Genomic DNA, 20,045 nt, shown 5'->3' with positions numbered 1-20,045 from the left:
ATGCCCCCTTGATGAAGTGCCGTGTTCAGTAGCAGGCATGAGGAGCCTATGCCGTGCCATTACCGCTGCCTACGGCGGCGGTGCGCCTGGGCTTGGTTCCCTCCTTGTGGTGGCTGCGGCGGGAGTACGGTTCGCCCGTCTTCAGGACTCGTCCGACGTCGTGGATGGCCGCTCTGCGGCGGTTCTTGGAGCCGAGCGGTCGCCCGGGGCCGGGGGCCTGGTGGGTTTCGGCGCACCGGACGGCAACGGGTACTTTCTGCGGAGGTTTCGAAAGCCCCGGCGGACGCGGGCGGGTGTGAGTTTGTTCGATGGCGTTGGTCGCTCTCAGGGCCGCCGGAGGTCGGTAGCGAGGGGGCGGGCGAGCCGGAGCTGGGCATGGGCGGCAAGGATCAGCCAGGTCCATCGGTCCGCCGCGGCGGGCTCACGGAGCCGGGATGCGGTCCAGCCGAGCGTCTGCTTGAGCAGACGGAAGGTGTGTTCCAGGTCGAAGCGGCGGAGAAACTCCTGCCAGAGCCGGTCGACATCGGCAGCGGTGGCGTCGGTGCCGGACTACCAGAGCCAGACCGGCTTGGGCTCACCGCCTGCGGGAAGCCGGTCGGCCTTCAGCCGGATCACGGTCCCCTCGATAATCGGTAGCTCGGCGACATGGTTGAGCCATGCGGCCCGCCGGGGCAGTCTCGGGTGGAGGGCGGTCGAAGGCGGTGGCGACCGCGGTGCCGTACCGATGGGTCTCCGTAGCCGTCTGAGCGTCGGGTTCTCCCCAGGTATCGGGCTGGCCGCAGACGAACTCGCCGCCGTGCTTGGGTGGCCGCCCGCCTTGCGGGTCATAAACTCGCGGCGGGGTTGGCCGGCGCATCACCCGGTCCGAACGGAGTCGGCCCAGCACCTGCAGCGGCAGGTCATCCAGAAGGAATGACAGCCGCTGACTGTCATAGCTGGCGTCGAGGACCAGGAGGATGTCCAGGTCACCGGTCTTCCACTGCCCGGCGCGATCAGATGCTCGACGACTTCGCGGACCTGGACTGCGGTGACCGCCGCGATGTCCGCGCCGGGCTCCAGCCGGACCGCGTCCAGCAGCGCGGTCCAGGAAGTGCGGCCGACTTCCAGCACCGCGACGAACGAGTACGGCCGCCCTGGGATCATCCGGCTGCGCTGCCTGTGCCAGGGGACCGCGCTCCGTGTCGCGGCTCTGTCTGAGCACACGGAGTGGCCCCGGACCCGGCAGTCTGACCCTCCTCGTCCTGCGCCTGAGCAGCAGGTCGATCTCGCCGGTACGCAGTCCGCGCAGGCCGTGTACGGGCTCGGTCTCCGTCACGTGCAGCACGGCCTGTGGATGGGTCCGTCGCAGCTCGGCCAGTGCGGTGGGAAGCAGCCGACCGGCTGCGGTTGCGTACAGGCCGATCCGTACTTCGGGTGCCCCCGACCCGGCGACGTCGTCGGCCAGACGTTGGAAATCCGCGATGGCGGCGAGGACTTGGGCGGCTCCATCGATCAGCGTACGGCCGGCAGAGGTCGGGGTCACGCCGCCCCCCGGCCGCCGCGAAAGCAGTTCGACCCCCACCTGCCTCTCAAGCCGGGCGATGTGTTGTGAGACCGCTGAGGGCACGTAGCCCAGCGCGGCTGCCGCAGCGCTCATCGACCCGTGCCGCACCACTGCGAGCAGGGTCTTCAGCAGCCGAGGGTCGATACTGTCCATGCTGTTCATGATTCGTGAAAGCTCACTTTGCCATTCATCGCTTCCCATGATGCACGAAGCGGATGAGGGTGAGTGGCTGTTGTTGTTCCGAACTTGAGGAGTGCTGGTCGAACGGGAGTCACCTGAACTCCCGACCCGACCGGTCCTCCCCCGCCGTCGTAACCTCCGCGTCCATCACATCGAGCGGCAGCATGACCGCGCGCACCGGGTGGACGTCACATCGCCGAGGTGCCCGGCCGCACGGCGAGGCCAGAGCACCCACAGGCACGACGCCTGGCGTACCGCCACCACCAGCGTCCTCGCAGCAGTGCTGCAGCTTGTCACCCGAGCGGTGGGAGGCGAGGACGTCCGCAATGGCCAACCGGCGGCGACTGTGAAAATCGCTGTCCGATCACCGGAGCACGGTGATAGACATCCGGCGTGGAAAAGAATCTTGAGTTCCCTGACCTGTTGCGACTGATCGATGAACGGTCGACCGCCTTCCGCGCCGTGGTCGCCGCCGCGCCCGGTCTCGACGCGCAGGTGCCGACCTGCCCCGGGTGGACGCTGTTCGATCTGGTGAAGCACCTGGGTGGGGGAGACCGTTTCTGGGCCGCCATCGTCGGCGCGGGGTCTGCCGACGCTCCCCCGGCCGAGGCCGTCGCCGCGCGCGCCGCGCTGGAAGTGCCGCAGGAGCGTGAGGCCCTGCTGGCCTGGCTGGACGCGTCGACGCAGCTTCTGCTGGGCGCCCTGCGCGCGGCGGGACCGGAGAGCGGTTGCTGGACGTGGTGGCCCGCGTCGCAGTCACCGCAGACCGCCGGCGGCACCGCCCGGCACCGGGTCCAGGAGACCGCGGTGCACACCTACGACGCCCAGCTCGCCGGGGGCGCCCCGCAGCCGCTGCCGGTCGAGCTGGCACTCGACGGTGTGGAGGAGTTCCTGTTCACCGTCTGCGCAACGCCGAGTGCCTGGCCGCACAAGCCCACGGCCTTCGACTTCCACGCCGCCGAGGGCCGCTCCTGGCGCCTCACCGTCGACGGCGACGGCGCACGCACCACCCGCATCCCCGCGCCCACCGCCGCGACCGGCGAAGACTCGGACGCAGCCGGCGCCTCCGTCCACGGCACGGCCAGTGAGCTGGTCCTCTACCTGTACGACCGGATCCAGGCCGACTCCTTGCGCGTTGACGGAGACGCAGGGCTGCTCGACCTGCTCCGCGCCTGGGAGCCGGAGGAGAAGTAGGACGTAGCGGGGGCTGTTGGCCGCGCCTCGAGCCGGTAAGACACGACTCTTCGCCAGGTTCGTCAGTCGCGGCACCGGACTCAAACCCGCGAGGCGGCCTCGGGGCGTCACCAAGCCGACCGTCTACCTGGATGGCAGTGCGAATTTGTCCGTCCCAGCGATCACGAGAAGCGACGCGACTGCCGTCGTCCCGATCTCGTCGAGAAGTCAGTCGATCGGGTGACTGCGGCGGCTGCCGTGCATGAGAGCAGGGCCTCTTGCTAGCTCGAAGGGTGTCGAAGCCAACGTGCTGTCCAGGAGGCCCTGTTGTCGCATTTCTACGGCAACGCGGGAGTGGGGTCCACCTCAGCCACTCTCGCGTGTGACTGTCTGGCTCACAGGTTCGGGAACGCCAGAGACCACGGGGCGCGCGAGCGTCGGTATCGCACCGACATGTCGGATGCCGAGTGGGCGGTGGTCCGGCCACTGCTGCCGGTGCCGGGCTGGCTGCGGGGCCGGGGCGGGCAACCGGAGGCTAATGCGGCCGGCTTGGACAGCCACCAGCGGGTGTTGCCGCTGGTGGGGCTTTGGGGGTGACCTTGGCGGGGATCGACTGGTCGATGGTGGTCAACGGGGCGGTCTTGCCAGTGACACCGACCAGGTGGACGACGTCCTTGTTTTCGTTCTCGTCGTCGATGTAGGCAAGTCCACCCCCGAACCGGTCCACCGTCCACAGTTTCCACCACGTCGATGCCACGGCCTCATACTCGCGCGAGTAGCCGCGTCGCGGAACTTGCGCCAGACCCCGAATCAGACCGTCAACGCCAGACCGCATCCAGGATGAGCCGATCAGGCGACCGGGGGCTAAACGCCGTTAGCCCCCGGTCGCCTCTTCGAGGTGTGGCCTCCGGTCCGCTCGGTGGTGGCCTATCGGACCTCGGACGGCCGCTGGTTCCTCCACAGCCTTCGAATCGTCAGAGGACGTTGGAGGGAAACGGTCCTGCCCATGAGCTGTGCTCGGACCACCTCGGCGGCCATGGTGAGGCCACCGGAGGCGGAGGACTCCTCTGCCAGGCCGGCCATTGTGCCTGCGTACAGCGGGGACCGTGTACGGCGGCCGCCCCCGCAGACGTCGGCTTTACACCTCGCAGTCGTACTGCTTGGCAAGATTGTCCACGGCCTCCAGGACTACGGTGCGGGAGGCTGCGACGAGGGCCGCGTCGTCCCAGTTCTCCGCGACGACGACGCCGGGTGCGACCTTCAGCGTGACGGTGACGTACTCGGCATCCGCCTTCATCTCCTTCGGGCACCCGGAGGGGAGCTGGACCTCGCTCTGCCGGGGGCTCACCCACCCCGAACGGCCGTCGGCAAGCCGAGTAGCGCCGTTCACGGGGTCGTTCAGGGTGCTGGCGGGCCGGACGTCGACGGTGTACTGGAGCCGGTCCGCGGCGCCCCCCTCCGGGTCCCGGTTGACGAAGCAGATCGTGGAAAAGACGGGGTCCGCCCCAGACCTCCCGCCCTGGTCCTCGTCGACGGCGAGCTGGCCGCCCTTGCCGTCGTAGAGTAGACCCGCCGTCTTCTCGGTGAGCATGCCGAGGCAGAGGTTCTGCGCACGCAGGTCCTTCAGCGTGCTGGGCCACAGCTGGATGGCGGCGACGACGGCCGCCGCGACCACAATCACGGCCGGCAGCACCAGGTGCTTCTTCTTCATCAGTACCGCTCGCCCATCTTCATGTCCGCGTTCTTGATGCCGTTCTGGTACCACTGCTGGGCGGTGGGCTGGAGGCCGTCCTCGTACTCGCCGGGGCTCGCGTCCAGCTCCGAGATGTGCAGCCCCTTGTCCGTCGCCATCTGGCGCAGCATGGCGTTCATCTCATTCTGGCCGTTGTCGTAGTGGTTGATCATGTTGTTGCGGGTCTCGGCGTCGACCTTGGCGTTGAGTTCGTTCATGTAGGCGGCCGTGCCGACGTCGATCGATCGCTGGATGGCGTCACCCGCGATGGGGATGGCCGTCAGGGGCGCACCGATGAGGTGGTAATTCATCATCTTGTTCCAGCCGTTCGCGTCCTTCTGCGACTGGCCGAGGTCGAAGATGACGTCGCCGCGCACGCCGTCGAGGTGGCCGAGCACCCCCGACGACTGCTTGACCCAGGCGTGCAGCTCCGGGTCCTCCCGGCGGTATGAATCCGCCGGAAAGCGGTCGAGGCCGTCAGCGATCACCGCGGTCTGCGAGGCGTGAATGATCCCGAAGGCCTGCGGGTCCTCGGCCGTGGAACGGATGATCCGGGTCAGGTCCCCGCGGTCGATGTCGAGCTGGTTGAAGTCGGTGGGCCCGTCCAGGTCCTTGCCGAGGATCTGGTGCACGTCGGAGCTGTAGTCGCCAATCATCTCGCCCATGGCCATGCGCATGGTGAGGGGCACGGCGCTCTGGTTCTTCTTCGTCTCCTCGGCATACTCGTCGATCAGCGCTCGAAGATCGCGGTCTCGGCGCCGTCGTGGCGAGTGCCGACGGCGTGCAGCGGGCTGCCCGGCTCACGGCCTGTGGCCGCTGCGTCGATCGCAGCCGCGAACTCGGCGCGAGCAGAGGTCCGTTGCGTGTCCTCGGGCATCCTGTCCTGGACGTCGCCGCCCGGCCACTCGCGGTCCTCCAGGAAGTACTTCAGGTTGTCCGTCGTAGCGGGGTCGAAGTAGTGGGTCGCGGCGGACGGGTTGCGGCTCATCGCGTTCATCAGACCCTTCATCGGGTCCTCTTGCGTGCCCTGCCAGTTCTTCATGACCCCGTCGTAGGCGTCCTTGTCGTTGGTCTCCCACTCGCGGATGCTGTCGCCGACCTCCTTCAGGAAGGCCTCGCTGTAGACCGGGTCGTCCTTGTCCTTCCGGAACGGACTGTCCTTGGAGTCGTTCGGGTCGTACGGCTTGTCCCCGGCGTCCGCGGCCATCAGATCGGTGAGGGCGTTCCAGCCCGCCGCGCCGCCCTTGAGCTGCCCCGGGTGCTGGTTGGGCAGGCCGTTGCCATTGCGGGCGGTGTCGATGAGCCGGTCGGTCCAGGCCGAGGTGACGCCGCCAGGGGAGCCGATCGGCGAGTCGAGACCGGTGGCGGTGGCGAGGCTGCCGGAGAGGGCCTTGTAGAGCCGGGCGTCAGTGGCGGAGACCTGGCCGTCGCGGCCGCCGTGCTCCAGGCTCCCGGCGAGCAGCAGCACCGCTTCCTGATCCTCACGGCCGTTGTAGCTGAGGTTCTGCATCAGCTCGGCGGAGAACGCCGGCGAGTTCTGGCCGCCTTCGACGAGGGTGAGGAGCCGCGCGCGCTCCTTGTCGTCGAGGAAGTCCCAGCGGGCGTAGAGCTTGGCGGCCTCACGGCCGTTCTCCGTCTGCTGCATCTCCTCAGCGCGCATCTTCTTCGCGTCCGCGACACCGCCGAGGTCAGTGCTCCCGAAGTCGTTCGGGTGGTTCTTGATCAGCGCGCGCAGACCCCAAGCGCACAGCTCGTCGGCCTCGTTGGCCCGCTGCAAGATGCCTTCGATCTTGCCGCGCAGTGCCTCGAACTGCGCCTCGGTCGCGATCGGTTCGGTGCTGTCCTTCGACCTGCGGTCGGGGTGGACGCGATGACTGAGTACGCCGTTCGGGTAGATGGTGATGCCCGGCGGAGGGTTCTCGTACGTGGCCTTGAGATCGTCATGAGCGGACTTGAGCAGAGTGTGGGCGTCCTGGAGGAGGTCGCGTATGGATTCGGCCTCGGTCACGGCATCGCCGAACTCCTTGGTCGTCTTCGTGACGAATTGCTTCGTCACGGAGGCGTTCTCACCCCTCCAGGTGGACTTGTCTGCCTTGGACTTCATCGCCGACGCATCGGATTTGAGCTGTGTCAGCTTGGAGATCATCTCGGTCCACTGAGTGACCGCTGTGTTCATCGGACCGAGTTTGGCATTCAGGAGCTGCTCGAACGTGGGCATGACTGTGGTTCCTTACCGGAAGAGCTTGTCGATCTGGGACGCGGAAACGGCACCCTCGCTGCCCGGCGCGACGGGCCCCACGATGCGCAGCTGCGCGCCGATCCAGGCGTCATTGGCCTTGTTGGACTTCTTCGTGTAGTCGAGGTGGTTGGAGATGTGCGCGCATGCCTGGAGGAGGGTCTTCACCTGCGTCTCCCAGGTCTTGTTCACCTCCGACAGTGCGGCACCGGTATCGAAGCCATCACCCTTCAGGCTGCTCCCTGCGCTCTCACTCGCCGCGCTCGCGTGCTTTCCCGCGGGTTCCAGGCCGCTGAAGAGGCCGTTGGCGGCATGGCCGACTGCGCCGAGGTCGTCGTCCTCGACCACGTAGTCGGCCGAGCCCGCAGCTGGCGTCGAACCCCCCGTACTGTCAGCCTGGTTCAATCGCATCGTTACGGCCGTCTTCTCGGCGGCCCACTCTTGTTCGAACGACATCGTCAGCACCCCGTGTTGCTAGTTGTGTTGCTGCCCCGTCTGCCACGCACCCACTTGGGTTACGGACGACTGCAGATGATCGATCCCGTGTACGGTCTTCTTCTCGTGCAAGCACCGCCCCGTCCTGACCGCCTCGCACGGCTGTCAATGTCCCCCGGCATGAACCGCGCACCCGGGGCCCGAAGACGGCAATGTTCACCAGGCGGAGCCGCAGGTTGATGCGGCGGACCGTCAGCTCGGCACGGATGCTGGTCTCGTCGTCCTCGTGCACGAGCGCGAGCGCGGCAGCTTCGGCGACACCCGCCCGGCGCCACACGACGGAGTCCGAGGCGTCGGCACTGCGGACGCAGCACATCCCAGAAGGGTCACCGGCCGGCCCAGGGCCGCACTCGACAGCACCAGTACGAGCGTGAGGATTGCCCACCACGCGAGGTGCGACCCCACCTGGCGCAGCCGGTTCCGTGTCCCTCTCATGGGGCGCTCTCCGGGGTGCCCGTGGGGGGAGGGGCGGCCAGGGAGCCGGCTCGGCTGACGGGGGCGGCCAGGAGTGCTCGTACGCTGGCGGGCTCCACGGGCCTTGGGTGGGCGGCGGTGCGAACGGTCCGGCCCGGTTGGCCATGAGGATCATCATCGTCGCGCCGAAGAGCAGGCTGATGACGATGAGTGCGAGGCCTACGGGGTTACGGGGGTTGTAGTAGTAGCGGCTGGTGCCCCAGTTGCTTCGTTTGAAAACCGGCTCGTTGTCGTGATGCACAGGTTGAGTCCCAGGTCGAAGGTTCTCGGGGGCCTTCACTCCTCCAGAGGGCCCCGCTCGCTCCCATCGGGGAGCTGATGGCTTTCAGTCAGGAGGTGCAGCCCGCTGCCTTCTGGGCGGACTGGAGGTATGCCGCGATGAATCGAGCAAGGTCCTCGCGGCGCTTGTCGACGTCGATCGGATGTTTGTCCACCCATACCTCCACCGCGTATCGGCGTGGCTCGCCCTTGTAGGTGCACGCGGTTGACGCCACGGCCGCGCTGTCCGCAATCCGGGCGTCGCTTCCGATGTCGGTCTTCTGCGGGTTCCCGGCGCGCATCAGATTGCGGCGCTTGACTTCCAGGGGGTCGACGTCAGCTGGCACCAGGCTGGCTTGGAAGGTCAGTTCGCGGAGCTTGTCAACGTCCATCACGCAGCCGGCGATGTCTTCATCGCCTTCTTGAGCCGTGCGCTGCCGGAGCAACTCGCCGACCGGGAGCAGGGGTTTGAGGAGAGCAGGCTCGACTTCGACGCCGCACACATCGCCAGGTACCGCGTACTCCTGGGCCTGCGCGCACCCCGCTGTACCAGCCAGCAGGAGCACGGCCAGGAGGGCGGCGCAGCGGCGGCTCACTGGTCGCCGCCAGGCCCTGGGCCTTCTGGTTTCCATCGACGGCGGCAGCCGATGTCAGCGCAGCCAACGCCTCACCGAAGAACACAAATCCCCCATAAATGCATCAACTTCTGCGTTCTTCTTTCCGGGTTCTACGGCTCGATCAGTCCCACGCGAATCGCGTAGCGGGTCAGCTCCAGGCGGTCTCGCATCCCCAGCTTCTGGAGCAGGTTCGCCCGGTGGCGCTCCACCGTTTTCGCGCTGATCACAAGGATGTCCGCGATCTCCTTGGACGAGTTGCCTTCGGCGACGAGCTTGAGGATCTCCTCCTCGCGCTCGGTGATCGCCCGGGGCGGCAGCGGATCCCCTTGGCGGGCTCGGTCGAGATAGTTGCGGATCAGGGTGGTCTCGGCACCCGGATAGATAAACGGCTCGTCTCGGATCGCCGCGCGGCAGGCCTCGACGAGGTCCCGGTCGGCGACGGACTTGGGGACGTAGCCGGCGGCCCCGGCCTTGAGGGCCTCGAAGAAGTACTGCTCGTTGTCGTACATCGTCAGGATGAGGATCCGCAGCTCCGGCCGCAGCCGGGAGAGCTCCCGGGCGGCCTGGAGACCGGTCATACGCGGCATCGCAACATCCAGAACGGCCAGGTCGATGTCCTGTGTACGGGCCAGGGCCACGGCCTCCGCTCCGTCCCCGGCCTCGGCGACGACTGTCAGGTCCGGTTCGGCATCGAGGATGAGTTTGACCCCGCGCCGTACGAGGGCATGGTCGTCGGCGAGCAGGACGCGGGTGGGTCCCGCCGGGTCCGGGGTGGTCATCGGCTGCTCTCCTCGGTCCTGTGAGCGGGTACGTCCAGTCGTACGTCAGTACCGCCGTGCGGGCCGCCTGCGACGGAGAGATCCGCGCCGATCAGGAGGGCCCGTTCCCTCATCCCCTGGATCCCCGCGCCCTCGACGGCAAGGCGTATACCCGTGCCGTTGTCTCGCACGAGCAGGCGCACGGTCCCCTCTGGCCGGTTGGAGAGGTGGACCTCGACGTCGGTCGCGCTCGCGTGGCGGGCCGCGTTGGTCAGAGCTTCCTGAGCCACCCGGTAGAGGACGAGTTCGGTGGCTTCTTCCAGCTCGGGCAAGCCTGGCGCGATGAAGTGCCGCACGGTAAGCGTCCCGGTGGTGAACTCCGCCGTCAGTGCCCGCAGGGCGCTGTGCAGGCCCAACTCCTCCAGCACGCCCGGGCGCAGCCGGCGCGCGATACGGCGGATCTCGTCCAGGCCGGTGCGGGTGGTCTCCTGCACCTGGCGCAGTTCCTCGCGCAAGGGATCCGGGGCGCGGTCGGCGGCGTGTTTGAGTTGGAGCAGGACGGCGGTGAGCGTCTGGCCGACCTCGTCGTGGAGTTCCTGGGCGATGCGGCGGCGCTCGGCCTCCTGCGCCGAGAGAGCCCGGGCGCTGCTGGTGGCACGCTCGGCCTCGAGCCTGACGAGCATGGCGTTGAACGTGGTGGTCAGTTCGGCCACTTCGCCGGGGCCCTCCACGCGGGCCCGGCTGCCAGGGCGCAGCAGATCGACAGCGGTCATCGCGCGGGTCAGTCGTCCGAGCGGTGCCAGGCCGATGCGGAGTAGGGCGGCGTTGGCGATCAGCATGGCTGCCAGCCCCGCGAGCAGGACGACGGCTTCGCCGAACAGAACGGGGGTGGAGACGGTCACCGGGCCGAGCAGCAGCAGAACCGCCACGATGAGGACGACGGCGTTGAGTAGGAAGATCCGCCAGTACAGCGACATGATCCTCTCCCTCCCTTTCGAATCCCCGTCCGCCTGTTCGGCGCGATCACCTCCACTATCCCCGCCGACCCCCACACCTGCTGTGACCTGTGGCGGGCCTGGTGTCCCCTTTCAGCCTTTCGCCTGGCCGGGGCCTTGTCCATCCGTGCCAGCACCCATATCCCGCGCCCGCTGTGAGGTGGCACGATGGGCCCGCGCCGGGCCGGGATCCTGCCTCACATCCCCCGGCGCCGTACCGCAATCGAGCACAGAGCAAGGGGGGACAGCTGTGCCTGCTCCACGGATGAGCACCACACCACTGCCCGGAATCGGGGTCCAGTACGACCTCACCACCCGCGAACACCGCCACCTGTCGGTCATCGCGCACCGGGACGGCACCCGGACGGTGAACCTCTACCGGGCTGACGACCCCGACGCCTGCGCCCAGTCGCTGCACCTGACCGGAGCGGAGACGGCCTCGCTGATCGACGCGCTGATGCCGGCCCATCACAGCCCGAACGTGCTGCACACCACCGATCTCGGCCTGGTCGCCGAGCGGATCGAGCTGTCCGCCCACTCGTACTGGAACGGGCGCGTGCTGGGCGAGACACGGATGCGCACCGAGACCGGTGTCTCGATCGTGGCGGTACTGCGCCGCGCGGAGGCCCGGCCCTCGCCCACGCCGGACTTCCGCCTGGCGGGCGGGGACACCCTCATCGTCATCGGCACCCGTGAAGGCGTCGACGCCGCCGCGTCCATACTCGGGCGGGAGTGACTCCCGTGCACTCCGCTCTCTTCCTCATCGAGTTCGGCGCGATCATCCTCGGCCTCGGCCTGCTGGGCCGGGTCGCCGGACGTCTGAAGTTCTCCCCCATCCCCCTCTACCTCCTGGCCGGACTGGCCTTCGGCACCGGCGGGCTGCTGCCCATGGGGGCGAGCGAGGAGTTCGTCGCGATCGGCGCCGAGATAGGCGTGATCCTGCTGCTGCTCATGCTGGGCCTGGAGTACACCGCCTCGGATCTGGTCTCCAACCTCAAGACCCAGTACCCGGCCGGGCTGGTCGACTTCGGCCTGAACGCCGTACCCGGAGCGGTCGCCGCCCTGCTCATGGGCTGGGGCCCGGTCGCCGCCGTAGTCCTGGCCGGCGTCACCTGGATCTCCTCCTCCGGAGTCATCGCCAAGGTCATGGGTGACTTGGGCCGGGTCGGCAACCGCGAGACCCCGGTCATCCTCAGCATCCTGGTCCTCGAAGACCTGGCCATGGCGGTCTACCTGCCGATCATCACCGCCCTCCTCGCCGGCGTGAGCCTCGCCGCGGGCAGCGCGACCCTGGCCATCGCGCTCGGCGTCGCCGGAGGGGTGCTGTTCGTCGCGGTCCGCTACGGACGCCACATATCCCGCTTCGTCTCCAGCGACGACCCCGAGAAGCTCCTCCTCGTCGTCCTCGGCCTGACCCTGCTCGTCGCAGGCATCGCCCAGCAGCTCCAGGTCTCCGCAGCCGTCGGCGCCTTCCTCGTCGGCATCGCCCTCTCCGGCGAGGTCGCCGAGGGCACCCACGCGCTGCTGAGCCCGCTGCGGGACCTGTTCGCAGCCGTGTTCTTCGTGTTCTTCGGCCTGCACACCGACCCGGCGAGCATCCCGCCCGTCCTACTGCCCGCCCTGGCACTCGCCGTGGTCACGGCGGGTACGAAGATCGCGACCGGGTACTGGGCCGCGAAGCGCGCCGGGGTGGGGGTCAAGGGGCGCTGGCGGGCCGGTGGCACGCTCGTGGCCCGCGGCGAGTTCTCCATCGTCATCGCCGGGCTCGCCGTCACCGCCGGCATCGAGCCCGCCCTGGGCCCGCTCGCCACCGCGTACGTGCTGATCCTCGTGGTGATCGGACCGCTCACCGCCCGCTACACCGAACCCGTGGCCACCTGGGTCGGCAACCGGCGCACCCCGTCGGGTCCGGTCCTGGCCGCGGTGCCGTCCCAGCCGGGATCCACGGAGGACCTCAAGGACCAGGCCCAGGATCCGGCCGGCCGCACGTGAGTGAGGACACCTGGGCGGCGATCACCAGCCGGGAGACCGTGCTGCTGCTCGCCGCCCTGGCTGTCTACCTCGGCGGCGCGGTCGGCTTCGCCCACCGTCTGCCCCGGCTCCTGGCGCGTCACCCGGGCTGGCGCCGGGACTCCGAACGCGACCCGGCTTCGAGCGCGGTCATCCTCACCCTGCTGATCGTCCTGTGGCCGGCGACCGCCGTATACCTGGCCTGCAAGCTCGCCGCCAGTCGCCGCCATCGGTGACCCGGCCGTCTGGAAGGTCCGCGACGACGTTCACCAGCCTTCCTCGCTCTGGGCTGCGCACTGATCTGCTGGAGGCGCCTGAGGGACGCAAAAATGCCTGAAGGTGCTCGTTGTGGCCGATCTTGAGCTGAGGTGCGAGAGGCGACGTACTCTCGGTGTTCGCGACGGCAGTCGGTGAGTGTGGGGGGCGGCATGGCCTATTTCATCGGGCTTTTGTGGATGGCAGGGGCTGCCTTCATGAGCTGGAAGGCAGTCCAGCTCTGGCGGGATGCCGACTTGGTGGACTTCTTCCTCACCGCCTTTGCCGTTCTGCCGTTCGGCCAGGAGGTCAAACGAGGCGAGGTGCGCGCTCTGGGTGTCACTGCCATCTTTTTGTGGGCGATCACTCCTCTCGTCCTCCTGGGGACGTTGGACGCCGAGATGACCGATGCTCAGGCAGCCATTGTTCTCGTGGCAGTGGTGACCCTGCTGGCGTGCTTGGCATGCGAGTTCAGCATCATCCTCTTCAACATGCCGGCGTTCATCGTGCCGCCGCACATGCGCTCTGACCTGGGAACTGTGACTCTTTGGCGAGCACGCCGGGCACACAATAAGTTCGGCCGGCGCTGAGACACAACCGCCGTTCAGCGGTTACGAACCCCGTAGCCCTGCTTCATTTCGCTAGAACTTCTGAGGGAGGTAGACGTGCTCACCGTCGTGCAAGCGGCCACCATCGCGGTGGCCCTCGGGTTCGGAACCGTCGGCGTCTGGACGATCGTGACCGGCCGTGTCGTCTTCCCCTGGCTTCGCCGCAGTGTGCGGCGACCGGTTGTCTGGGGCGTGGGAACGCTTCTGATGGCGGTGGCACTCGCGGTGGCGCCCGCACTGCCCTTCGCCGTCTTCGTGCCGCTCTTGATGGCCGGTGTCGCCCTAGTCGGATTCGCGCAGGTCTCCCGCCCTCCGAACGGCTCCTAGGTCACTCGCTGCCGCCACCGACCGGTTCGGACCTGCCGTGTTCGCCGAGCCAGCGGGCGAGTTTGCCCCGGCGGCCGACCGCGCGCAGGCGTCGCTCGGTGGTCTGTCGGGTGGCCGGGGTCGTGATGAGGAGCAGTTCGTCGCCTGCGGCGAGGACGGTGTCGGGGCCGGGTACCAGGGTGACGCCGCCGCGCACCAGGAGGGTGATCACTGCAGGTGGGGGGAGCCGGAGTTCGAAGACGGCGACGCCGTGGAGACGTGAGCCCGGCGGGATGGTGACGGTCAGGAGGTCAGCGTCCAGTACGTCCAAGGGCGCGCTCTCGACCTGGATCTCCCGCACGGCCCCGGGCCGGGCGATGTGGAGGAGGCGGGCGGCGGCAGGCAGGGTGGGGCCCTGGACGAGGGTGAAGACCACGACGAGGACGAAAACGATGTTGAGCAGGTGCCGGGAGCCCTCGACGGCCGCGACGATCGGGAACGTGGCGAGGACGATCGGCACGGCGCCGCGCAGTCCGGCCCAGGAGATGAAGGCCTGTTCCCGCCACGGGGTGCGGAAGGGCAGCAGGCAGGCGGCGACCGAGACGGGGCGGGCGATCAGCAGCAGGACGAGTCCGACCGCGAGGGCGGGCAGGATTGCGGAGGGCAGTTCGCTGGGGTCGACGAGCAGGCCGAGCATGACGAACAGGCCGATCTGGGCGAGCCATCCGGTGCCCTCGGCGAAGGAGCGGGTCGCCGCGCGGTGGGGCAGGCGCGAGTTGCCCAGGACCAGCCCGGCCAGGTAGGCGGCGATGATGCCGCTCGCGTTGACGAAGCCGCCGGCGGCGAAGGCGATGATGCCGAACCCGACGGTGGCCAGCGGGTACAACCCGGTGGCCGGCAGCGCGATGTGCCGCAGCGCGGCCACCCCGATCCGACCGACGGCCAGCCCCAGCAGCCCGCCGACGACCAGCTGGTAGACGACGTTGCCGAGAATCGCGGCGGGGCCGGGGAGGTCGGCCGCGGCAGTGGAAAAGACCAGGACCAGGATGATCGTGGGGGCGTCGTTGAACCCGGACTCCGCCTCCAGCAGCCCGGTTGTCTTCCGCGGCAAGGGCAGGGAGCGCAGGACGGCGAAGACGGCGGCGGCGTCGGTGGAGGAGACGATCGCGCCCAACAGCAACGCCAGATGCCAGTCCATGCCCAGGAGGTAGTGGGCCCCGGCACCCGTGACCACCACGGACAGGGCGACGCCGGCGGTGGCCAGTACACCGGCCGGTGCCAGCCGACGCTTGACGTCGGGCCAGTGGGTGCTCAGGCCGCCCTCAACAAGGATGACCGCCAGACCTGCGGTGCCCAGAGACTGGGCTAGCTGCGCGTCGTCGAACTCGATACCGATCACGTCCTCGCCCGCGATCACACCGACGGCGAGGAACAACAGCAGGCTCGGCAGGCCGAGCCTGTGCGCCGCGCGGGCCGCGGCGATGCTGGCCATGAGGACGACACCACCCACCAACAGCACCAGGTACAGCTGCTGCAGCGTCACAGCCCGCCCCTATGGCCCGGGCCGGCGCGGACCACGCCGGCGGCTGGTGTCGAAGAGGTGCGCCGCGAGCGCGGCCATGATGAGGCCGACCGCCAGCAGCGTCCCCAGCCGGGCCGCGGCCCCGATGACCATCATGGCCAGGGCGCAGGCCATGATCAGCCAGGCCCGCCCGCTGCGGTACTCGCGGGGCCGTCGGGGGCGGCCTTTGCCCAGGCCGCGGGCGAAGCGGGGGTCGTCGTGCCACAGCAGGGCCTCAAGCTCGGCGATCCGCTCGTCATCGGATTCCGTCATGGCCTTTCCTCCTTTCTATCGGTCAGGCGAGTGCGAAGTAGCGCAGCCACACGTAGAAGCCGGCCAGCACGGTGGTGACGGCGGTGACGACCAGGCCGTACCGGCTGAACTGCCAGAAGGAGATGTGGTGTCCGGCGCGCTCCGCGATGCCGACCGTGACGACGTTGGCGGAGGAAGCGATGATCGTGGCGTTGCCGGCCAGGTCCGCTCCGAGCGCGAACGACCACCACAGCACCTGGGCCTGACCGGCCCCTCCGGAGGCCTCGACGATCTCGGAGACGACCGGGCTGGTCGAGGCGACGAACGGGATGTTGTCGATCACCGCCGACGGCACGATCGATCCGAACAGCAGGGCCATGGAAGCGCCGAACAGGTTGTCCTCCAGTACGCGGGCCGCGGCCTGCCCGAGGTCGGTGAGGATCCCTGTCTGGACCATGGCGCCGACCATCACGAACAGGCAAGGCGAAGAACGCCAGGGTCTCCCACTCGACATCGGCCGCGACCTGGCGGGCATTGAGACGGGAGACGGCGAGCAGGACCAGGCCGCCGGAGATCGCCACCACCGAGGGCTCCAGGTGCAAGGCGGTGTGCAGGACGAAGCAGGCCATCACGACCGTGACCACGATGCCGCTGACGGCCAGCAGGCGGGCGTCGGTGATGGCGTCCCGCTCCCGCATGGCCATGACGTGCGCGGCCCGCTTGGGGTCGTAGGAGAAGGCGCCGCGGAACATCCACCGCGCCATCACCGCGAACACCACGACCAACAGCGCCGCGATGGGGGCCATGTGGAGCAGGAAGTCGTTGAAGGAGAGGCCGGCGCGGGAGCCGATCATGATGTTCGGCGGGTCGCCGATCAGGGTCGCGGCGCCGCCGATGTTGCATGCCATCACCTCGGCGATCAGGTACGGCACGACCGGGACGCCGAGCCTGGTGCAGACCGCGATCGTCACGGGGGCGATCAGCAGGACGGTGGTGACGTTGTCCAGCCACGCCGACAGGAACGCGGTCGCGAAGATCAGGAGCACCATCAGCCGGTACGGACGCCCGTGCGACCGCTTGGCGGCCCAGATCGCGACGAACTCGAACAGCCCCGTGCGCTTGAGGACGGAGACGATCAGCATCATGCCCAGCAGCAGGAAGATGACGTTCCAGTCGATCCCGGCCACATCGGAGAAGAACGCGTGCTCCGGGCGGGTCGCGCCGATCAGCAGCATGACGACCGCGCCGCCCAGGGCCGCGGTGACCCGGTGGACCCTCTCGGTGGCGATCAGCACGTAGACAGCCCCGAACACCGCCACGGCCAGCCATGCGGTGACGCTCATGGCGGGCCCGCCCAGCGGATCCGGGGGTGAGGCGGCGACGGGGTCGGGGTCGTCATCGGCGCGGCTCCGTTCACAGGTGCTGCCGCGAGCACCCGTGCCCCGTAGGGGCCGCCCCGAACAGAAGGTGCTCCGGACCCCCACCATCACCTGGCGCCCCCGCTGAACGCATCGGGGCCAACACCCATCTTCACCGCCCCGGCAACGGAAGACCTTCCCCGCACCAACGCCGATTGCGAACGGTCACGCCGCTAGTCGTTGACGGTCTGCGCGTTCACCACCGGCTCGTAACCGGCCCCGATCTCGGCCACCGGGTGGCTGCAACGGCAAACCTCAGCCCTGCTGGTTCACGCGGGGTTCTTCTCTGTGAGCCAGGCGGGCGAGGACCTTGGCGTACACCGTGGTCGCCGCGGCGGTAACGGTCGCTACAACCGCCAGCGCGAGGATGCCCATCAGCGAGGGCCACTGCCGCAACTCGTCGCTGCGGCAGACCCGTTCCTGGGGCGACGGCTCAACAAACGGGCCCTGGCACAGACTGCGGGACCCCTGGTACGACGACACCTCGGGGCCGTAGTCGGCAAACAGCAGGAAGGCGAACCATCCCCAGATCACCATGGCCAGGAGCATCCACGCTATGGACCACCCCTCGATCCGGCTCGCGTCCCGGCCCGTCTTCCCAGCCTGCCCCGGTGCGGTACCCGCGGGAACGACTTCCACAGCCGCCTCATCGCCCGCCATTCTTCCCCCTCTTGCTTTCAACGAATGCTCGTCAGTTCATCGCACCAGCCTGCGCATCCCGGCATGCCGTCCCCAGCCCCTTACGAGGGCCGTCCCGAACAAGAGGTGCTCCAGATTCCCACCATCACCTAACGCCCCACCCAGCGCATCGGGGCCAGCACCCATCTTCACGGCCCCTGACGCAGGTCCTGGTGGCAGGCAACGCGCACACCGCCCCGGTGGCACGGCGCACGTGATGTCATGTCGCCGCAAATGCCCGCCCTCGGCCCCGTTCTGTCGGCCGGCCTCCGATTGCTCCACTCGACATGAGGGTCAAAGGATGGCAAAGGGGGCATATCCAGGAGAGAGGTCGCTCTGGAGGGAGATGGTTCGCCATGGTCCAGGAGCTGCTGACCGCACTGGCGATCACCGGCGCCGCAGGCCTGCTCTATTTGGCAGCGGCGGCCCGGGTGGTCAGGCAATACGAGAGGGGTGTCGTGCTGCGCTTCGGTCGCCTGCGCGGCCAGGTCCGGGGACCGGGGTTCGCCGTGATCATTCCGGTTGTGGACTCGATGCACAAGGTGAACATGCAGATCGTGACGATGCCGGTGCCCGCCCAGGACGGCATCACCCGCGACAACGTCACCGTCCGGGTGGACGCCGTCATCTACTTCAAGGTCGTCGACCCCGTCGACGCGATCATCCGCGTCGAGGACTACCGCTTCGCCGTCTCCCAGATGGCACAGACCTCGCTGCGGTCCATCCTCGGCAAGAGCGATCTCGACGAGCTCCTCTCCAACCGGGAGAAGCTGAACCAGGGCCTGGAACTGATGATGGACAGCCCTGCTGTCGAGTGGGGCGTGACCATCGACCGGGTGGAGATCAAGGACGTCTCCCTCCCCGAGACCATGAAACGGTCGATGGCGCGGCAGGCCGAGGCCGACCGCGAACGCCGGGCCAGGATCATCAACGCCGACGCCGAACTCCAGGCGTCCAAGAAGCTGGCGGAAGCCGCCGCCGTGATGTCCGACCAGCCCGCTGCCCTCCAACTCAGACTGCTGCAGACGGTCGTCGCGGTCGCCGCCGAGAAGAACTCGACCCTCGTCCTGCCCTTCCCCGTCGAACTGCTGCGCTTCCTCGAACGGGCCACCCCGCAACAGTCCGGCCCCCTGCACACCGCGCCCGCAATGACGCTGCCCAGGCCCCCCATGGCGGGGGAGCCGTCGCCCGGATCCTCGGCACCGGATGGCAACACCCCCACCCTGTCCGTCGGAAAGCCCGAATCAGCAGTGACTCGGAAGGCCGCCTGACACTGCGACCCCCCGGTGTCACAGCGCAACACGGATGCGGCCCGGCAGTAGGACATAGGGGCTGTCCCGGTTTCGCCCCCTCTGTGCGGCTCTTCATCAGGGCAAGCGAAGTTCGGCGTCACAGCTGCGGGAGTCCTCCGCTCTGTTGACGGATTCAGGGGCGCCGAAAGATGGGTGTCAGCATGTATGGACGGACTGATTCCGGTCACGCAGACTGCGTCCCGATTGCTTTTCGCAGGTCAGAGCCATAGCTGGCCTCCTGGGCTGTTGCGCGGGGAACGAGTACTAGCCGGGGGGTGAGGTCCGCATGCCGTTGTTCTGGCGGATCTTCACGATGAATGCCATCGCCCTTGTCGCGGTCCTCGTGCTTCTGCCGAGCCCGTGGGTCACCGTCTCCGCGTCGATGCTCTTCGGCGTCATCGCGATGCTGGTGACCGGCGCGCTTCCCTTCCCCTTGGGGCTCGCTCCCCGCTGGCTCCAGCGACCCTCCCCCGCGATCGCGGCAGCGGATCTCCTGTGGCCGGGGTCCCAGGCCCAGCTCACAGGTCACGGTGAGACCAGCGGGCCGGTTCAGACGTTCAACGTGATGCTCGACTGCCTGGTGTGTGAACGAGCGACCAGCGGTGAACGGGTGGCTTCCGCCCGGGACGCCGAGCGGCGGCAACCCACCCTGGGTCTCCACGACGAAACCGGCCAGATCTTCACAGCCGTGCCAGCGGAGTCCCGGCGGTGACGCCGTTTCCCACGCGCCGCTCGCCGATGATCACGCCCTGGTACTGCGCTGTCTGCGGCGGATCCTGGATGCAGAGACTTGGCTGACTGCGCGCTCCGCGGGTGGCCCGGAAGCAGCCGCGGCCTTACAGGGGAACCCTGTTGATCTGGCCATTGTGGATGCCTCCATGCCCCGGCTCACCGAATCGCAGGCCACGCGCGGGCTCACCCCCTGCGCCATCAGGAGCGGCCTGATCGAGCCGTAGCACGGACATGTCCCTCTCCGCCAAACCTTCCCGGCCCACCGGTCGGGAGGAGACGCGGCATGCCGCCGTCCAGCGAAAGTGCTGGCTGGCGGCCCTACAGACTGCGTCGGCCCCCGCCTCTGGGCGGTCCGGCGCAGGGGCCGGTTGGCCAGCCGCCGGCCCCACCAGCACCACCCGTACACGTACAAGGGGAGAAACGTGACAAGCCAGATACCGGAGCCCTCGCCAGGGTTCCGAGCTCGGCCAAG

At 68.5% G+C, this 20,045-nt stretch carries 19 protein-coding genes and 4 pseudogenes; 9 read left to right on the top strand and 14 right to left on the bottom strand.

Translation table 11 applies throughout. The features are described from left to right. Positions 1-46 precede the first annotated feature (46 nt). Together OG625_RS38385 and OG625_RS41535 are read right to left on the bottom strand one after the other, a co-directional pair. Positions 47-1,158, bottom strand: a pseudogene (locus OG625_RS38385) (transposase); the annotation flags it as partial. 91 nt (positions 1,159-1,249) lie between these two features. Then, positions 1,250-1,696 (bottom strand): annotated as a pseudogene (locus tag OG625_RS41535) (LysR family transcriptional regulator); the annotation flags it as partial. A 420-nt stretch (positions 1,697-2,116) separates the two neighbouring features. On the opposite strand from OG625_RS41535, the gene OG625_RS38380 reads away from it, so the two are divergent. Together OG625_RS38380 and OG625_RS41530 are read left to right on the top strand one after the other, a co-directional pair. Continuing rightward, positions 2,117-2,917: a maleylpyruvate isomerase family mycothiol-dependent enzyme gene (locus OG625_RS38380; protein WP_329390172.1), complete on the top strand. Its 801-nt coding sequence runs from the start codon at positions 2,117-2,119 to the stop codon at positions 2,915-2,917. A 369-nt stretch (positions 2,918-3,286) separates the two neighbouring features. Then, positions 3,287-3,430: pseudogene (locus OG625_RS41530) on the top strand (transposase); the annotation flags it as partial. A gap of 1 nt (position 3,431) precedes the next feature. Here OG625_RS41530 and OG625_RS38375 read toward each other — a convergent pair. The 8 genes from OG625_RS38375 to OG625_RS38340 form a co-directional block, all read right to left on the bottom strand. After that, positions 3,432-3,653, bottom strand: a complete 222-nt coding sequence (locus OG625_RS38375) for a hypothetical protein (protein ID WP_329390170.1) — start codon at positions 3,651-3,653, stop codon at positions 3,432-3,434. Positions 3,654-4,034: 381 nt separating this feature from the next. Next, positions 4,035-4,607: a hypothetical protein gene (locus OG625_RS38370; RefSeq protein ID WP_329390168.1), complete on the bottom strand. Its 573-nt coding sequence runs from the start codon at positions 4,605-4,607 to the stop codon at positions 4,035-4,037. Then, a complete protein-coding gene (locus OG625_RS38365; RefSeq protein WP_443067843.1) occupies positions 4,607-5,293 on the bottom strand; it encodes a hypothetical protein in 687 nt (228 codons plus the stop codon). The genes OG625_RS38370 and OG625_RS38365 overlap by 1 nt, the downstream gene beginning before the upstream one ends. 65 nt (positions 5,294-5,358) lie before the next feature. Beyond that, the gene (locus tag OG625_RS38360; protein ID WP_329390167.1) at positions 5,359-6,846 is read right to left on the bottom strand and encodes a DUF6571 family protein; all 1,488 of its coding nucleotides are present in this window, start codon (positions 6,844-6,846) and stop codon (positions 5,359-5,361) included. 12 nt (positions 6,847-6,858) lie between these two features. Beyond that, the gene (locus OG625_RS38355; protein ID WP_329391282.1) at positions 6,859-7,320 is read right to left on the bottom strand and encodes a hypothetical protein; all 462 of its coding nucleotides are present in this window, start codon (positions 7,318-7,320) and stop codon (positions 6,859-6,861) included. Positions 7,321-8,162: 842 nt separating this feature from the next. After that, positions 8,163-8,657 carry a hypothetical protein gene (locus OG625_RS38350; protein WP_329390165.1) on the bottom strand — a complete coding sequence of 165 codons (495 nt, stop codon included), beginning with the start codon at positions 8,655-8,657 and terminating at the stop codon, positions 8,163-8,165. A gap of 161 nt (positions 8,658-8,818) precedes the next feature. Beyond that, positions 8,819-9,487, bottom strand: coding sequence for a response regulator transcription factor (locus OG625_RS38345; protein WP_329390162.1), 669 nt, complete (start codon positions 9,485-9,487; stop codon positions 8,819-8,821). Next, a complete protein-coding gene (locus OG625_RS38340) occupies positions 9,484-10,443 on the bottom strand; it encodes a sensor histidine kinase (protein ID WP_329390160.1) in 960 nt (319 codons plus the stop codon). The genes OG625_RS38345 and OG625_RS38340 overlap by 4 nt, the downstream gene beginning before the upstream one ends. Before the next feature lie 283 nt (positions 10,444-10,726). Here OG625_RS38340 and OG625_RS38335 point away from each other — a divergent pair, with 283 nt between their 5' ends. The 5 genes from OG625_RS38335 to OG625_RS38315 all read left to right on the top strand — a co-directional run bounded on the left by OG625_RS38335 (position 10,727) and on the right by OG625_RS38315 (position 13,661). After that, positions 10,727-11,197 (top strand): cation:proton antiporter regulatory subunit, encoded by a 471-nt coding sequence (locus OG625_RS38335; RefSeq protein ID WP_329390158.1) that lies wholly within the window; start codon positions 10,727-10,729, stop codon positions 11,195-11,197. A gap of 5 nt (positions 11,198-11,202) precedes the next feature. Beyond that, entirely contained in the window at positions 11,203-12,453 is a 1,251-nt protein-coding gene (locus OG625_RS38330) for a cation:proton antiporter (RefSeq protein ID WP_329390156.1), read from the top strand. Continuing rightward, positions 12,450-12,707 (top strand): hypothetical protein, encoded by a 258-nt coding sequence (locus OG625_RS38325; protein WP_329390154.1) that lies wholly within the window; start codon positions 12,450-12,452, stop codon positions 12,705-12,707. The genes OG625_RS38330 and OG625_RS38325 overlap by 4 nt, the downstream gene beginning before the upstream one ends. Positions 12,708-12,899: 192 nt before the next feature. Beyond that, the gene (locus OG625_RS38320; protein WP_329390152.1) at positions 12,900-13,316 is read left to right on the top strand and encodes a hypothetical protein; all 417 of its coding nucleotides are present in this window, start codon (positions 12,900-12,902) and stop codon (positions 13,314-13,316) included. Between the two features lie 75 nt (positions 13,317-13,391). Next, the gene (locus OG625_RS38315; protein ID WP_329390150.1) at positions 13,392-13,661 is read left to right on the top strand and encodes a hypothetical protein; all 270 of its coding nucleotides are present in this window, start codon (positions 13,392-13,394) and stop codon (positions 13,659-13,661) included. A gap of 1 nt (position 13,662) precedes the next feature. Here the strand turns inward: OG625_RS38315 and OG625_RS38310 are convergent, their stop codons facing one another. The 4 genes and pseudogenes from OG625_RS38310 to OG625_RS38295 form a co-directional block, all read right to left on the bottom strand. Beyond that, on the bottom strand, positions 13,663-15,183 hold the full coding sequence (locus OG625_RS38310; RefSeq protein WP_329390148.1) for a potassium/proton antiporter: 1,521 nt from the start codon (positions 15,181-15,183) through the stop codon (positions 13,663-13,665). Between the two features lie 9 nt (positions 15,184-15,192). Next, positions 15,193-15,474, bottom strand: a complete 282-nt coding sequence (locus OG625_RS38305) for a DUF3040 domain-containing protein (RefSeq protein WP_329390146.1) — start codon at positions 15,472-15,474, stop codon at positions 15,193-15,195. A gap of 22 nt (positions 15,475-15,496) precedes the next feature. Continuing rightward, a pseudogene (locus tag OG625_RS38300) lies at positions 15,497-16,796 on the bottom strand (SLC13 family permease). A gap of 330 nt (positions 16,797-17,126) precedes the next feature. Further along, positions 17,127-17,408, bottom strand: a complete 282-nt coding sequence (locus OG625_RS38295) for a hypothetical protein (protein WP_329390144.1) — start codon at positions 17,406-17,408, stop codon at positions 17,127-17,129. 497 nt (positions 17,409-17,905) lie between these two features. Between OG625_RS38295 and OG625_RS38290 the strand changes: the two genes are divergently transcribed. Then, complete coding sequence (locus tag OG625_RS38290) at positions 17,906-18,820, top strand: slipin family protein (RefSeq protein WP_329390143.1); 915 nt, start codon at positions 17,906-17,908, stop codon at positions 18,818-18,820. Positions 18,821-19,127: 307 nt separating this feature from the next. Beyond that, positions 19,128-19,553 carry a hypothetical protein gene (locus OG625_RS38285; protein WP_329390141.1) on the top strand — a complete coding sequence of 142 codons (426 nt, stop codon included), beginning with the start codon at positions 19,128-19,130 and terminating at the stop codon, positions 19,551-19,553. Positions 19,554-20,045 lie beyond the last annotated feature (492 nt).

Source organism: Streptomyces sp. NBC_01351, assembly GCF_036237315.1.
Lineage (GTDB): Bacteria > Actinomycetota > Actinomycetes > Streptomycetales > Streptomycetaceae > Streptomyces.
Note: the sequence above shows the minus strand (reverse complement) of the source record. Positions and strands in the feature narration are given on the sequence as shown.